The sequence below is a fragment of the Streptomyces sp. HUAS TT7 genome, from assembly GCF_051550175.1.
Lineage (GTDB): Bacteria > Actinomycetota > Actinomycetes > Streptomycetales > Streptomycetaceae > Streptomyces.
The window spans coordinates 2,794,529-2,809,240 of the sequence record NZ_CP196175.1 but is presented as its reverse complement, the minus strand read 5'-3'; the positions used below and the strand labels follow the sequence as shown (position 1 = coordinate 2,809,240).

The following is a 14,712-nucleotide window of genomic DNA, read 5'->3' as shown; positions in this document are numbered from 1 at the left end:
TACCGGGCCGAGTATCCGGAGGTCCGGCCTCCACCGTGCGGGCTCAGTGGGCGGTGGTGCCTTCCGGTGCGGAAGTGACGAGTTCGGTGAGCACGCCGTGGCAGTCCTTGGGGTGCAGGAAGGTGATCGACGAGCCCATCGAACCGATGCGCGGCTGGTCGTAGAGGACGCGTACACCCTTGTCGCGGATGGCCTCGGAGTCGGCGGTGACGTCCCCGGTGCCGAAGGCGATGTGGTGGACGCCCTCGCCATTCTTGGCCAGCCACTTGCCGACCGCGGAGTCCTCGCGGGTCGGCTCCAGGAGCTGGAGGTAGGAGGCCCCGCCGTCGGAGGTCTCGTTGATCTTGAGCATGGCCTCGCGCACGCCCTGTTCCTCGTTGACCTCGGTGTGGAACACCTCGAATCCGTACGTCGCACGGTAGAACTCGACGGTCTTGTCGAGGTCGAAACAGGCGATCCCGATGTGGTCGATTCGCGTCAGCATGGGTCCAGTGCAGCGCTCGCAGGGGTGGTTACGCAACGTGCGCGCGATCACACCGGCTGCCCGGTGACGCAGGCAGTACCGCTCAGTACATTCAAGGTAAACCCTCGTTCACACCTCACCTCCCTAGGGGCCGTGCCTCATGTCTGGAACGACCGGTACCACCTCAGTGATCGTCGCGGGCGCCCGTACGCCCATGGGCCGACTGCTCGGCTCCCTCAAGTCCTTCTCCGGCGCCGACCTCGGCGGGTTCGCCATCAAGGCGGCCCTGGACCGGGCCGGCATCGGCGGCGACCAGGTGCAGTACGTGATCATGGGCCAGGTGCTCCAGGCCGGGGCCGGCCAGATCCCCGCGCGCCAGGCGGCCGTCAAGGCCGGCATCCCGATGAACGTCCCCGCGCTCACTATCAACAAGGTGTGCCTGTCGGGCCTGGACGCGATCGCGCTGGCCGACCAGCTGATCCGCGCCGGTGAGTTCGACATCGTGGTCGCCGGCGGCCAGGAGTCGATGACCAACGCCCCGCACCTGCTGCCCAAGTCCCGCGAGGGCTACAAGTACGGCGCGATCGAGATGCTCGACGCGATGGCGTACGACGGTCTGACCGACTCCTTCGAGAACATCCCCATGGGCGAGTCCACGGAGAAGCACAACACCCGCCTGGGCATCGCCCGCCCCGAGCAGGACGCGATCGCGGCGGCCTCGCACCAGCGCGCCGCGGCCGCCCAGAAGAACGGCATCTTCGAGGCCGAGATCACCCCGGTCGAGATCCCGCAGCGCAAGGGCGACCCGGTCCTGTTCGCCAAGGACGAGGGCGTGCGCGCCGACACCACCGTCGAGTCCCTCGGCAAGCTGCGCCCCGCCTTCGCCAAGGACGGCACGATCACGGCCGGCACCTCCTCGCAGATCTCGGACGGCGCGGCCGCGGTCGTCGTCATGTCCAAGGCCAAGGCCGAGGAGCTGGGCCTGGAGTGGATCGCCGAGATCGGCGCCCACGGCAACGTGGCGGGCCCCGACAACTCGCTCCAGTCGCAGCCCTCGAACGCGATCAGGCACGCGGTCGGCAAGGAGGGGATCACGGTCGAGGACCTCGACCTGATCGAGATCAACGAGGCCTTCGCGGCGGTCGCCGTGCAGTCAATGAAGGACCTCGGAGTTTCCCCGGAAAAGGTGAATGTCAACGGTGGCGCCATCGCGCTTGGCCACCCGATCGGCATGTCCGGCGCCCGCGTCGTGCTGCACCTCGCCCTCGAACTGAAGCGCCGCGGCGGCGGCGTGGGCGCGGCGGCCCTGTGCGGCGGCGGCGGTCAGGGCGACGCGCTGATCGTCCACGTTCCTAAGTAGACACAGCCCGGGCAAGTAACACCCGCGAGCAACTCCCTGATCCCTGCGGTGCGTACGCGACTGAACGGAGCGGCAATGGTGGACGTCCCCGAACTGGTGGCCCAGGCCCGGGAAGGCCGGCCCAGGGCCGTCGCCCGGCTGATCTCGCTGGTCGAGGGGGCGTCCCCGCAGCTGCGCGAGGTCATGGCGGCGCTGGCCCCGCTCGCGGGCAACGCGTACGTCGTGGGGCTCACGGGCTCGCCCGGTGTCGGCAAGTCGACTTCCACCTCGGCGCTCGTCACCGCGTACCGCAGGGCCGGCAAACGGGTCGGAGTGCTCGCCGTCGACCCGTCCTCGCCCTTCTCGGGCGGGGCCCTGCTCGGCGACCGGGTGCGGATGTCCGAGCACGCCTCCGACCCGGGCGTCTACATCCGCTCGATGGCGACCCGGGGCCACCTGGGCGGTCTGGCCTGGGCCGCGCCCCAGGCGATCCGGGTCCTGGACGCGGCGGGCTGCGAGGTGATCCTGGTCGAGACGGTGGGCGTCGGTCAGTCCGAGGTCGAGATCGCCTCGCAGGCCGACACCTCGGTGGTGCTGCTCGCGCCCGGCATGGGCGACGGCATCCAGGCGGCCAAGGCCGGCATCCTGGAGATCGGCGACCTGTACGTCGTCAACAAGGCGGACCGGGACGGCGCGGACGCGACGGCCCGCGAGCTCAACCACATGCTGGGCCTCGGCGAATCACGCGGCCCGGGGGACTGGCGCCCGCCCATCGTCAAGACGGTGGCGGCGCGCGGCGAGGGCATCGACGAGGTCGTGGAGGCGCTGGAGAAGCACCACGCGTGGATGGCCGAGCACGGCGTCCTCGCCGAGCGGCGCCGGGCCCGTGCGGCCCGCGAGGTCGAGACCATCGCGGTCACCGCCCTGCGCGAGCGCATCGGCTCCCTGCACGGCGACCGCCGCCTGGACACGCTGGCGCAGCGCATCGTGGACGGCGAACTCGACCCGTACGCGGCCGCCGACGAGCTGGTGGCCGGGCTGACCGGCGCCTAGGTCCGGCCGGAACCAAGGTCTGACTGTGCGTCAGACCTTGCCGCGGTGACCCCGCAGGTGCCCCGCGACCGGGGCGAGTGACTCGCGTAGATCGGCGAGCGCCTCGCTCGACAGCAGATCGATGAAGTGGCGCCGCACGGAGGCCACATGGTGGGGGGCGACCTTCTCCATGGTCTCCGTGCCGTGCTCGGTGAGGACGGCGAAGAGCCCGCGCCGGTCCGACTCGCAGTTCTCGCGCCGGACCAGGCCCGCGTTCTCCATGCGGGTGATCTGGTGCGAGAGACGGCTCTTGGACTGGAGGGTGGCGGCCGCGAGGTCGCTCATCCGCATCCGCCTGTCGGCCGACTCCGAGAGGTTCACCAGGATCTCGTAGTCGTTGTTGGTCAGGCCGAACGGCTGCAGATCCTTCTCCATCTGGTACGTCAGCATCCTGTTGACGTCCAGATAGGTGCGCCAGGCGCACTGCTCGTCGTCGCTCAGCCAGTTCGTGGCCGTCTCGGTCTCCATATGTGGATTCTACCTAAGAAGTTGAATTCTGAACCAAGTCTGGGAGTGTGACGCCCGGCACGTGATGCGATCGCGCCACTCGCGCGGCCCCGCCGAGCCCCGAGGGGCTCAGGCGTTCGACGTCACACTCCGCAGACTACCGCTCACAGGCCGAAGCGACGCTGGAGGTCCCCCAGCTGGCCGGGAAGACGCGGTGTCCCGGCACCCTGGCCGTGGCCGCCCTGACCGCCGCCCGGCACGCCCGGCTCGGCGTCCACCTGCCCGGTCGCCTGCTCCGCCATCAGCACCTCGGTGGACTGGAGCAGCACCGTACCGGCTCCCACGAACTCGAACTGGTGCTCTTCGCCGGACGTTCCGCCGAGCCCCGTGAGTGACCGGATTCCGCCCAGGACGCCCGTCATGTAGCCGTGGTCGTAGTGGTGGCAGGGCGAAGGGCAGTCCGCCCAGCCGACCAGCGCCTGCGGGTCCACCCGGATCGGCGGCTCCATGAAGACGACCGGGCCGTTGGACGCGGCCACGAACTTGCCCGTGCCGATCAGCGTCAGGAACCCCGGCACGATCGACTGCTTGAGCGCGAGCGAGGGCTGGTACGCGAGGAGGTTGCCGGACCGGATCGTCAGGTTGCCGTCGTCCAGGTCGTAGCTGTTCACGTCGAAGGCGCGGTCCGCGAGCAGCATCTTGCCGCTGCCGTTCGCCACCACCCAGTCGCTGGCGTGCAGCGGCGAGTGGAAGCTCGTGCGCAGCAGCCGGTCGAGCCGGCCGTGGCCGATGCCGTTGAACTCGATCTGCCCGTAGTAGGCGATCATCTTGCCCTTCTGCAGGAACCACTGGCTCGACTTGAGCTCCACGCAGAAGGTGTACTTGTTGACGTTGTCGTCGGTCGGCAGCGAGTAGGGATCGAAGATCACCGGGGCGGTCACAGCTTCTCCTCCGAGGCCTGCACGTACACCGAGCCGTTGCCGGACAGTTCGAGCTGGAAGGCCTCGCCGGAGCCCCGGCCCACCATGTCGCGCCAGCCCAGCGCGGTCGAGAGCTTGTTGCGTACGTCGCCGTGGTGGGCCACATAGGCCTGCGGGTCGACGTGCACCGGGCGCTGCGGGGTGATCGGAAGCTCGATCACGCCGCCGTGCGCCATCACCGCGACCGCCCCGTGTCCCTTGAGCGTGGTGGTGAACAGGCCCTGCCCGGTCACCTGGCCGCGCACCATGCCCATGACCCCGCCCTGCGAGCCCATGAACATCGTGCCCTGCTGGAGCGACCCGTCGAAGGCGAGCAGGCGGTCGGCCTCCACGTACAGGGTGTCGCCCTGGAGGTTGATGACCTGGATGTGGTGGCCGCCGTGGCCGAACATCACCGTGCCGCTGCCCTCGACCGTCATCAAGGGCGTCGCCTCGTTGGCCACCCGGCGGCCGATCATCGACATGATGCCGCCCTGGCCGCCCTGGATGTTGGGCGTGAAGGACACCTCGCCCTTGTAGGCGAGCATCGCGCCGCGCTGGCTGAACATCTTCTGGCCGGGGCTCACCGTCGCCTCGACCATCTTCGAGTTGATCTCGCGGAAGGGCATCAGATATCCCCGCCGATCGTGTTGCGCTCGCTGGGCTGCACGTACACCAGGCCTTCGCCCTCGAACCGGATCTGGAAGGCCTCGCCCGAGCCCTCGCCGAGGAAGGTGCGGAAGGTCACCCCGGACTGGAAGCGCTGCTGGAGGTTGCCCTGGTGCGCGATGTACGCCCCCGGGTCGACGGACAGGGGGTACTGGGCGCTGACCCTGAGCACCACGGCCGGTCCGTCCGACATGATCGCGGCCTGGCCGTGGCCCTCGATCGTCGTGGTGAACAGGCCGTTGCCCTGGCTCGCGCCGCGCAGGCCGGTGAACGTGGTGCCGGTACGCAGTCCGGCGTCGGTGGCGAGCAGGTTGCTCGCCTCGACGAAGAGCTTGTCGCCGGTCAGGCTCACGAGGTTGATCTCGCTCGCGCGGTCGGCGAAGTAGCACGTGCCGTGCCCCTTCACCTCCATCACGGTCATCTGTTCGCCGGTGAGGCGGCGGGTCACCATGCCGCGCAGACCCTCACCGCCGCCGGACATCTTCTTGAACGCCATCTGGCCGTCGTAGGCGACCATCGAGCCGTTCTTCGCTTTGACGGCGTCGCCGGTCATGTCGACGGCGAGCACTTTGCTGCCCTGGAGTCGGAACGTTGCCACGGGCCGACGTTAGCGGGCCGGGGACCCGCCCCGACAGGGGCATGGGTGCGATGTCAGAATGGGGATCGTTTGTGCATGCGTTCACAAAGATCACCGCCAAACGATCACTGCCGCCCGCTCCCTCCCAGCGAAGGTGCCCCACACGTGGACATCAAGACAGCCTCCGCCCTGCACCGCCTCCGACTGATCTCGCTCCCCGAGGCCATCTCGTTCCCGATCCTGCTGGTGTGCTCCGTGCTCAAGCGCACCACCTCGTTCGACGGGGTCATGGTCATGGGCATGGTCCACGGCATCCTGTTCACGCTGTACGTGCTCTTCTGGCTGGACGCCTGGAACCGCACCAAGTGGTCCGCGAAGACCGGCGCGCTCTACTTCGTGCTCGCCGTGCTGCCCTTCGGCGGCTTCTTCGCCGAGCGCAAGATCCGCCGCGAGCTGGACGACGCGGTGATCGCGACCCGGGCCCGCAAGGAAGGCGTGGTCAACGCATGATCGTCGCCTTCTCGGTCAGCCCGCTCGGCGTCGGCGAGGACGTGGGGGAGTACGTGGCCGACGCGGTGCGCGTGGTCCGCGAGTCCGGCCTGCCCAACCGTACGGACGCGATGTTCACGTCCATCGAAGGCGAGTGGGACGAGGTGATGGACGTCGTCAAGCGTGCCGTCGCCGCCGTCGAGGCCCGCTCGAACCGGGTCTCGCTCGTGCTCAAGGCGGACATCCGCCCCGGCGTCACGGACGGCCTGACGTCCAAGGTCGAGACGGTGGAGCGCCACCTGTCCGCGTGACCGAACTTCAGCGAAGAGCCCCCGGCCGCCACGGCCGGGGGCTCTTTCGCGTCCCGGGTCGCACCTACCGCGCGCGAAAGGCGTTCAATCCAGAAACGCTCACTCGGAGTACTCCAGTCGACACGCCGGGCATTCTCCACTTTTGTGGGGATATCAACCCAGTTCGAGACCCTGCTCGACGATCAGCTGGAGGGCACCGTGCGTCCGGAGGGCTACGACTACGACACCCACAGCCGACTGGCCGGACCGCTCACGGAGCCGGGCGCCAAGCCCTACCGGGTGCAGTACCGCAGCCTGCTCTCCCGGGAGCCGCACCGCATACGCGCCGTCCTGCTGATGACCCTGGCGCCGATACTCACCGGCCTGCTGCTCGTCTACCTCGTCTGGCCCACCCACTGGGTCGAACGCGAGGGCGGCGACCGCTGGCTCGTGAACCTCGACATCGCGATGCTGGTCTCGATCGGCCTGATCGAGCTGTTCATGGTCACCAACGTCGCCTCCGTCGCCCACGCCACGATGGTCGCCCGCGACCCCGTCCCGGTCACCGCCGAATACGGCACCCGGGTCGCCTTCCTCACCACGTACGTGCCCGGCAAGGAACCCATATCCATGGTGCGGGGCACCCTGGAGGCGGCCGTCCGGCTCACGCACACCGGCCCGCTCGACATCTGGCTCCTGGACGAGGGCGACGACGAACAGGCCAGGGCTCTGTGCGCCGAACTGGGGGTGCGCCACTTCTCCCGCAAGGGCGTCCCCGAGTGGAACCGCAAGAAGGGCGCCCACAAGGCCCGCACCAAGCACGGCAACTACAACGCCTGGATCGCGATGCACGGCGGCGGCTACGACTTCTTCGCCTCCGTCGACACCGACCACGCCCCGCTCCCCAACTTCCTGGAGCGGATGATGGGTTACTTCCGCGACCCCGACGTCGCCTTCGTCGTCGGACCGCAGGTGTACGGGAACTACACCTCACCGGTCACCAAGGCAGCCGAATCCCAGCAGTTCCTCTTCCACGCGCTGATCCAGCGGGCCGGCAACCGCTACCGGGCGCCCATGTTCGTCGGCACCAACAACGTCGTACGCATCGCGGCCCTGCGGCAGATCGGCGGCCTGTACGACTCGATCACCGAGGACATGGCCACCGGCTTCGAACTGCACCGGCACAAGAACCCGAGGACCGGCCGCCACTGGCGCTCCGTGTACACCCCGGACGTACTGGCCGTCGGCGAGGGCCCGGCCTCCTGGACCGACTTCTTCACCCAGCAGATGCGCTGGTCGCGCGGCACCTACGAGACGCTGTTCAAGCAGTACTGGAAGGCGCCCCTCAGTATGCCGCCCGGCCGGCTGCTCTCGTACACCCTGATGCTCGTCTACTACCCGATGACGGCCGTCAACTGGCTTCTGGGGATTGTCAGTTGCGTGCTGTTCCTCTGGTTCGGGGCGTCCGGCACCCAGGTCTCCGCCTCGGTCTGGCTGATGCTCTACAGCGACGCGGCGGCCCTCCAGATCGGGCTCTACCTCTGGAACCGGCGGCACAACGTCTCGCCGCACGAACCCGAGGGCTCGGGCGGGCTCGCCGGGATGGGCATGTCCGCGCTCTCGGCGCCCATCTACCTCAAGTCGCTCGGCTCGGCCGTCCTGCGCACCCGCGGCCAGTTCGTCGTCACCCCCAAGGGCGGCCAGGCCAGCCCCGACCGGCTGTGGACCTTCCGCATCCACCTGTTCTGGGCGGCCGTCCTCACCTGCTCGCTGATCGCCTCCGTGCATTACCGCCACACTCACGCCGCCATGCGCACCTGGGCCCTGCTCGCCCTGTGCATCGCGCTGGCCCCGGCGGCGATCTGGGCCTGGACGACGCGGCGCGAGCGCTCGGCGGCCCGCAGCGCGGCCGAGGTCGCCACCCGGCAGAAGAAGGCCACGGGCGAGGCGGAACCCGCCGTCGCCACGACGAGCGGAGGGAACTGAGCCATGGCCTACCGGCCCTCGAAGCGGACGAAGAAGACCCTGCTCGGCGGCGGCGCCGTGGTGCTCCTCGCCGGTCTCAACGCCCCCGCCGCGGTCTCCTTCGCCACCGAGCAGTACCACGCATGGGAGATCGCCCAGCCCGATTACATGGCGCGGTACGGCGCCTGGCACGGCGTCGACATCCCCAAGGAGTACCGCACCAACGCCATCCACGCGGCGTTGCTGCACACCGGCAAGGTGCTGATCATCGCGGGCTCGGGCAACAAGCAGGACCACTTCGACGCGGGCACCTTCGACACCGTGCTGTGGAACCCGAAGGACAACTCCTTCAAGAAGATCCCCACCCCCGTGGACTTCTTCTGCGGCGGCCACGCCCAACTCCCGGACGGCAAGCTCCTGGTGGCCGGCGGAACCGCCCGCTACGAGCTCCTGGACGGCGAGGTCAAGCGGGCCGGCGGCGGCATGCGGGTCAAGAACGAGAGCCCGGACAAGACCGTCACCGTCAAGAAGGGCAGCAAGTTCCGCTCCCCGTCGGGAGTCGAGTACATATCCAAGTTCGACGTCACGGTGCCGCGTGCCAAACGCGAGTACGAGGTCGCGTACTACGACACCGGGCAGATGAAGCCCTGGAAGACCAAGACCACCGCCGGCGAGGCGCGGGTCTTCGTCGAGGCCGTGGCCGAGGGCCCCCAGTCGGTCGCCACCGACCGGGCGCAGTACGAGATCGAGGGCCTGAGCGGCAAGGACGCCGACAACGTGTACGGACTCGCCGAGAAGATCACCCTGGACAAGCAGGACTTCCAGGGGATCAGAGCGGCGTACGAATTCGACCCCAGGGCCGAGAAGTACATCCCGGTCACCCCGATGAAGGAGGCCCGCTGGTACCCGACGCTCACCACGCTCCAGGACGGCCGCGTGCTCGCCGTCTCCGGGCTCGACGACGTGGGCGCCATCCTCGCGGGCGACAACGAGATCTACGACCCGAAGACCAAGCAGTGGTCCAAGGGGCCCTTCCGCTACTTCCCCACGTACCCCTCGCTGTTCCTGACCAAGAGCGGCAAGCTCTTCTACTCGGGCGCCAACGCCGGGTACGGGCCCGCCGACAAGGGCCGCGAGCCGGGCCTGTGGGACGTCGAGAAGAACACCTTCACCAGGATCGGCGGTCTGAAGGCCACCGACCAGCTGGAGACGGCCAGTTCACTTCTGCTGCCCCCCGCGCAGGACCAGCGCTTCATGCTGCTCGGCGGCGGCGGGGTCGGCGAGTCCAAGAAGGCGACGCCGCGCACCGCCGTGGTGGACCTCAAGCAGAACAGTCCTGTCTTCAGGACGGGACCCGAACTCCCGCAGGGCACCCGGTACCTGAACAGCGTGATCATGCCGGACGACTCCGTCTTCACCAGCGGCGGCTCCTCCGACTACCGGGGCCGGGGCGGCTCCAACATCCTGAAGGCCCAGTTCTACGACCCCGGGGCGAACGCCTTCCGCGAGGCGGCCGACCCCACCGTCGGCCGCAACTACCACTCCGAGGCGCTGCTGCTGCCCGACGGCCGGGTCGCCACCTTCGGCTCCGACTCGCTCTTCGGCGACAAGGACAACACCAAGCTCGGCAAGTTCGAGCAGCGCATGGAGGTCTACACCCCGCCCTACCTCTACCGCGACAAGGACAAGCGCCCGGCCCTCGGCGACGGCCCCGAGGCCGCGGCGGGCGACGGCCGGGCGACCTTCAAGACGGACCACCCCGAACGCGTCGTCAAGGCCCGGCTGATGCGGCCGAGCGCGGTCACGCACACCACGGACGTGGAGCAGCGCTCGATCGAACTGGGCCTGACCAAGGACAGGAACTCGGTCACGATCACCGTCCCGAAGGACCGGGCGCTGGTCCCGCCGGGCTGGTACATGGTCTTCGTGACCGACCAGGAGGGCACCCCGTCCGAGGCGAAGTGGCTCCGGGTGGACTGAGAACCCTTTACCTGATTGTCCGTCAGAACCGGGCGCGCTTGGCGAGCCCGAGGGCGTACTCCGGCCACCAGGTCCCGGCGGACGGGCCGCCGCGGCAGGGCCCGTCCGAGTCGCCCGGCCGCTTGATCCACAGGAACGCGTCGACGAGCGGATCCCCGGTACTGACCGACGGCGGGGTTCCCAGCGACCGGCCCGGGGGATTGCACCAGGCTTGGTCGCGGTCGCCGAGCAGGGGCCCCTCGCCGTTGCGGCTGGTGTCCATGACGAAGTGCTTGCCGCCGAGGGCCTGGGACACCTTCACCCCGTACGCCCGTACCGTCGCGTCCTTCTGGAAGTTGGAGACGTTCAGCGCGAACCCGTCGGCCTTCTCGATGCCGGCTCGCCGCAGCGGGTCGACGAGGGTGTACGGATCCGGGATCCACGCGGGATTCCCGGCATCGAGATAGACCTTGGTGTTGGGCAGCCTCTTCAGATGCCCAATGGCCTCGTTGAGAAGCTGATACCGCTCGGCGTGATGGTCGGGCGTCGTACACCCGTCGACCATGTGGGCGACCGCGTCCGGCTCCAGGACGACGACCGCCGGGGCGTCGCCGATGGCCTCGGCGAACATCCCGTACCAGGCGCGATAGCCGTCGACCCCGTTCGCCCCGCCCGCCGAGTACTTGCCGCAGTCGCGGTGCGGAATGTTGTACGCCACGAACAGCGCGGTCCGCTTCTCCTTGGCGGCGCCCTCGACGGCCTTGCGGATGCCGGGCTGCGGGTTGTCCCCCGACGGCCAGGTGGCCACCGGCCGCTCCGCGATCCGCCGGAGCGCCTGGGCGTCGGAGGTACGCCCCTGCCCCTGCCAGATCCTCACCTGCCGGGCCGCGTCGCTCTCCGGGTCCACCCAGAAGGGAGAGCCCGGCGCCGGCGCGGGGGCGGCCTCGGCCTGGGCGCGGGCCTGGGCCGCGGGGGCCTCGTCGGCGGCGCGGGAAGAGCAGCCGGCGACGACGGTGAGCAGGGCGGCGGCGAGAAGGGTTCTGTACGGGAGGGTTCGGTACCGGGACATCAGGCCCCCTGGGGGTGGCAAGGGTCTGGGCGGGACGGTCTGCACGGGCTCGGTCTACACGGAACCGGGCAATGGTGACATAACGGTCACTCTGCGTGGGTGGGCGCCATGCCGGGCGGTCCGGTACCGAACTTCGAGACGGGGCTGACCGGCATGTGACCAGTGGGTAAGGTCGACGGGTGCCCAAGCCGCTCAGCCTTCCCTTCGATCCCATCGCCCGAGCCGACGAACTCTGGCAGCAGCGCTGGGGACCCGTGCCCTCGATGGGGGCGATCACCTCGATCATGCGGGCGCACCAGATCCTGCTCGCGGAGGTCGACGCGGTGGTGAAGCCCTACGGGCTGACCTTCGCGCGGTACGAGGCGCTGGTGCTGCTGACCTTCTCCAAGGAGGGGGAGCTGCCGATGTCGAAAATCGGTGAGCGCCTGATGGTCCATCCCACCTCGGTCACCAACACGGTGGACCGCCTCGTGAAGTCGGGCCTCGTGGACAAGCGCCCCAACCCGAACGACGGCCGGGGAACGCTCGCCTCGATCACGGGCAAGGGCCGCGAGGTGGTGGAGCAGGCCACGCGCGACCTGATGGCGATGGAGTTCGGGCTCGGCGTCTACGACGCGGAGGAGTGCGCCGAGATCTTCGCGATGCTGCGGCCCCTCCGGGTGGCAGCGAACGACTTCGAGGAGTAGCCCAGCCTCTGGGGGTACCTGCACCGCACCCTGTCAGGGGCGCGGGGAACTGCGCGATCGGCCACCGACGGCCCGCAGCCGACCATGCTCCCCCCCGGCGGGTTTCGGGAAGGGGCGGGGTGGGCGAGAGCTCGCCGCAGGCGTGACCCGGGGGAAGATCGCCCCGCATGTCCGGTTACGCTCGACCGCATGAAAAAGAGCGTGCTGACCCGCTACCGAGTGATGGCGTACGTCACCGGCGTGCTACTGGTCCTGCTGACCCTCGGCGTGATCGCCAAGTACATCCTCGACATGAACGGCGCCGCGGACTTCACGAAGGTCGTCGGCATCGCCCACGGCTGGCTGTACGTGATCTACCTCGTCTTCGCCTTCGACCTGGGTTCCAAGGCGAAGTGGCCGGTGGGCAAGCAGCTGTGGGTGCTGATCGCCGGCACGATCCCCACCGCCGCCTTCTTCGTCGAGCGCAAGGTCTCCAAGGAGCTGGAGGCCAAGGTCGCGGACGGCGTCCCCGCGGGCGCCCGCGCCTGACGGCAGAGCCCGGCCCACCGCCGCGTGAGCAACTGCGCGGCGGTCGGCCATCGACATTTACTAGGACGTCCAAGTAAATTTGTGTCATGGACGCTGACGCCATCGAAGAAGGCCGCCGTCGCTGGCAGGCTCGTTACGACAAGGCCCGCAAGCGCGACGCGGACTTCACCACGCTCTCCGGGGACCCCGTGGACCCGGCGTACGGGCCCCGGCCCGGCGATACCTACGACGGGTTCGAGCGGATCGGCTGGCCCGGGGAGTACCCCTTCACCCGCGGCCTGTACCCGACCGGATACCGGGGGCGTACGTGGACGATCCGGCAGTTCGCCGGGTTCGGCAACGCCGAGCAGACCAATGAGCGCTACAAGATGATCCTGGCCGCCGGCGGCGGCGGGCTGAGCGTCGCCTTCGACATGCCCACCCTCATGGGCCGCGACTCCGACGACCCCCGTTCGCTCGGCGAGGTCGGCCACTGCGGCGTCGCCATCGACTCGGCCGCCGACATGGAGGTCCTGTTCAAGGACATCCCGCTGGGCGACGTCACGACATCCATGACGATCAGCGGGCCAGCAGTCCCCGTCTTCTGCATGTACCTCGTGGCCGCCGAGCGGCAGGGCGTCGACCCGGGCGTCCTCAACGGCACGCTCCAGACCGACATCTTCAAGGAGTACATCGCGCAGAAGGAGTGGCTCTTCCAGCCCGAGCCCCATCTGCGTCTCATCGGCGACCTGATGGAGCACTGCGCGCAGGGCATCCCCGCGTACAAGCCGCTCTCGGTCTCCGGCTACCACATCCGCGAGGCGGGGGCGACGGCCGCGCAGGAGCTGGCGTACACCCTGGCCGACGGCTTCGGCTACGTAGAACTCGGGCTGAGCCGAGGCCTGGACGTGGACGTCTTCGCCCCGGGCCTGTCCTTCTTCTTCGACGCACACGTGGACTTCTTCGAGGAGATCGCCAAGTTCCGTGCGGCGCGGCGCATCTGGGCCCGCTGGATGAAGGAGGTGTACGGCGCCCGGTCGGACAAGGCGCAGTGGCTGCGCTTCCACACCCAGACCGCCGGGGTCTCGCTGACCGCGCAGCAGCCATACAACAACGTCGTACGCACCGCCGTGGAGGCCCTCGCGGCGGTGCTCGGCGGCACCAACTCGCTGCACACCAACGCGCTGGACGAGACCCTCGCGCTGCCCAGCGAGCAGGCCGCCGAGATCGCGCTGCGCACGCAGCAGGTGCTGATGGAGGAGACCGGCGTCGCGAACGTCGCCGACCCACTGGGCGGCTCCTGGTACGTGGAGCAGCTTACCGACCGCATCGAGGCGGACGCGGAGAAGATCTTCGAGCAGATAAGGGAGCGGGGGCTGCGGGCGCACCCCGACGGCCAGCACCCGATCGGCCCGATCACCTCCGGCATCCTGCGCGGCATCGAGGACGGCTGGTTCACCGGGGAGATCGCGGAGTCCGCGTTCCGCTACCAGCAGTCCCTGGAGAAGGGCGACAAGCGGGTGGTGGGCGTCAACTGCCACCACGGTTCGGTCACCGGTGACCTGGAGATCCTGAGGGTCAGCCATGAGGTGGAGCGCGAGCAGGTACGGGTCCTGGCCGACCGCAAGTCGCGCCGCGACGACGGGGCGGTGCGCGCCGCCCTGGACGCGATGCTGGCCGCGGCCCGGGACGGCTCCAACATGATCGTGCCGATGCTGGACGCGGTGCGGGCGGAGGCGACGCTGGGGGAGATCTGCGGGGTGCTCCGCGAGGAGTGGGGCACGTACACGGAGCCCCCGGGCTTCTGAGCCCGCCCGGGCCCGGTGCGCTGGGGCTCCGCCCCAGACCCCGTTGCCCCCACCCCACCCCACCCCACCCCTTCCCGAAACCCGCCGGGGGTGGGGTGGGGTCGGCTGGAGCGGGTGATGTGCGGTGCTTCGGCTGCGGACCGTGCGTGGCTGGTCGCGCAGTTCCCCGCGCCCCTAGCAGGGTTGCCGCTGGCGGGGGTTCCATGCGGGCATGCCCGGTCGATCGACGAGCGCGGACGTCAGGCCACCCCAGCCTGTCATGGGGGTCCCCCTGGCCCTTGAGGCCTTGGGGGAGTTTGAGGACGAGCGCCCTTTAGGCGCGAACGGGGTCTGGGGCGGAGCCCCAGGAAACCGGCTTCCCCCCCTTTTCAACCCCCGGAGGGTTTCGGGAAG

Annotated in this window: 15 protein-coding genes; 9 read left to right on the top strand and 6 right to left on the bottom strand. The window is 69.3% G+C overall.

All coding sequences use genetic code 11. The features are described from left to right. Positions 1-43 precede the first annotated feature (43 nt). On the bottom strand, positions 44-484 hold the full coding sequence (gene mce / locus ACSHXC_RS12375; protein WP_189963726.1) for a methylmalonyl-CoA epimerase: 441 nt from the start codon (positions 482-484) through the stop codon (positions 44-46). 139 nt (positions 485-623) lie between these two features. Between mce and ACSHXC_RS12370 the strand changes: the two genes are divergently transcribed. Continuing rightward, positions 624-1,823, top strand: coding sequence for an acetyl-CoA C-acetyltransferase (locus tag ACSHXC_RS12370; RefSeq protein ID WP_438291637.1), 1,200 nt, complete (start codon positions 624-626; stop codon positions 1,821-1,823). 75 nt (positions 1,824-1,898) lie between these two features. Continuing rightward, positions 1,899-2,855, top strand: coding sequence for a methylmalonyl Co-A mutase-associated GTPase MeaB (gene meaB, locus ACSHXC_RS12365; protein ID WP_114038203.1), 957 nt, complete (start codon positions 1,899-1,901; stop codon positions 2,853-2,855). A 30-nt stretch (positions 2,856-2,885) separates the two neighbouring features. On the opposite strand, the gene ACSHXC_RS12360 is transcribed toward meaB, so the two are convergent. The 4 genes from ACSHXC_RS12360 to ACSHXC_RS12345 all read right to left on the bottom strand — a co-directional run bounded on the left by ACSHXC_RS12360 (position 2,886) and on the right by ACSHXC_RS12345 (position 5,567). Continuing rightward, on the bottom strand, positions 2,886-3,362 hold the full coding sequence (locus ACSHXC_RS12360; RefSeq protein WP_438291636.1) for a MarR family winged helix-turn-helix transcriptional regulator: 477 nt from the start codon (positions 3,360-3,362) through the stop codon (positions 2,886-2,888). 143 nt (positions 3,363-3,505) lie between these two features. Next, the gene (locus ACSHXC_RS12355; protein WP_438291635.1) at positions 3,506-4,282 is read right to left on the bottom strand and encodes an AIM24 family protein; all 777 of its coding nucleotides are present in this window, start codon (positions 4,280-4,282) and stop codon (positions 3,506-3,508) included. Further along, a complete protein-coding gene (locus ACSHXC_RS12350; protein WP_386004278.1) occupies positions 4,279-4,929 on the bottom strand; it encodes an AIM24 family protein in 651 nt (216 codons plus the stop codon). The genes ACSHXC_RS12355 and ACSHXC_RS12350 overlap by 4 nt, the downstream gene beginning before the upstream one ends. Next, positions 4,929-5,567, bottom strand: coding sequence for an AIM24 family protein (locus ACSHXC_RS12345; RefSeq protein WP_438291634.1), 639 nt, complete (start codon positions 5,565-5,567; stop codon positions 4,929-4,931). Before ACSHXC_RS12345 ends, ACSHXC_RS12350 begins: the two co-directional genes overlap by 1 nt. A gap of 144 nt (positions 5,568-5,711) precedes the next feature. On the opposite strand from ACSHXC_RS12345, the gene ACSHXC_RS12340 reads away from it, so the two are divergent. From ACSHXC_RS12340 to ACSHXC_RS12325, 4 genes are all read left to right on the top strand, one after another. After that, positions 5,712-6,056, top strand: coding sequence for a DUF3817 domain-containing protein (locus ACSHXC_RS12340; RefSeq protein ID WP_344376689.1), 345 nt, complete (start codon positions 5,712-5,714; stop codon positions 6,054-6,056). Continuing rightward, positions 6,053-6,346, top strand: coding sequence for an MTH1187 family thiamine-binding protein (locus ACSHXC_RS12335; protein WP_365440018.1), 294 nt, complete (start codon positions 6,053-6,055; stop codon positions 6,344-6,346). The genes ACSHXC_RS12340 and ACSHXC_RS12335 overlap by 4 nt, the downstream gene beginning before the upstream one ends. Before the next feature lie 198 nt (positions 6,347-6,544). After that, positions 6,545-8,311, top strand: coding sequence for a glycosyltransferase family 2 protein (locus tag ACSHXC_RS12330; RefSeq protein ID WP_438296545.1), 1,767 nt, complete (start codon positions 6,545-6,547; stop codon positions 8,309-8,311). 3 nt (positions 8,312-8,314) lie between these two features. Further along, complete coding sequence (locus ACSHXC_RS12325; RefSeq protein WP_438291633.1) at positions 8,315-10,270, top strand: galactose oxidase-like domain-containing protein; 1,956 nt, start codon at positions 8,315-8,317, stop codon at positions 10,268-10,270. 22 nt (positions 10,271-10,292) lie between these two features. On the opposite strand, the gene ACSHXC_RS12320 is transcribed toward ACSHXC_RS12325, so the two are convergent. Next, positions 10,293-11,318, bottom strand: coding sequence for a glycoside hydrolase family 6 protein (locus ACSHXC_RS12320; protein WP_438291632.1), 1,026 nt, complete (start codon positions 11,316-11,318; stop codon positions 10,293-10,295). A gap of 179 nt (positions 11,319-11,497) precedes the next feature. On the opposite strand from ACSHXC_RS12320, the gene ACSHXC_RS12315 reads away from it, so the two are divergent. The 3 genes from ACSHXC_RS12315 to ACSHXC_RS12305 all read left to right on the top strand — a co-directional run bounded on the left by ACSHXC_RS12315 (position 11,498) and on the right by ACSHXC_RS12305 (position 14,319). Continuing rightward, positions 11,498-12,004 carry a MarR family winged helix-turn-helix transcriptional regulator gene (locus tag ACSHXC_RS12315; RefSeq protein WP_438291631.1) on the top strand — a complete coding sequence of 169 codons (507 nt, stop codon included), beginning with the start codon at positions 11,498-11,500 and terminating at the stop codon, positions 12,002-12,004. A gap of 189 nt (positions 12,005-12,193) precedes the next feature. Continuing rightward, positions 12,194-12,532 carry a DUF3817 domain-containing protein gene (locus ACSHXC_RS12310; protein ID WP_399487974.1) on the top strand — a complete coding sequence of 113 codons (339 nt, stop codon included), beginning with the start codon at positions 12,194-12,196 and terminating at the stop codon, positions 12,530-12,532. An 86-nt stretch (positions 12,533-12,618) separates the two neighbouring features. Beyond that, entirely contained in the window at positions 12,619-14,319 is a 1,701-nt protein-coding gene (locus tag ACSHXC_RS12305; RefSeq protein WP_438291630.1) for an acyl-CoA mutase large subunit family protein, read from the top strand. Positions 14,320-14,712 lie beyond the last annotated feature (393 nt).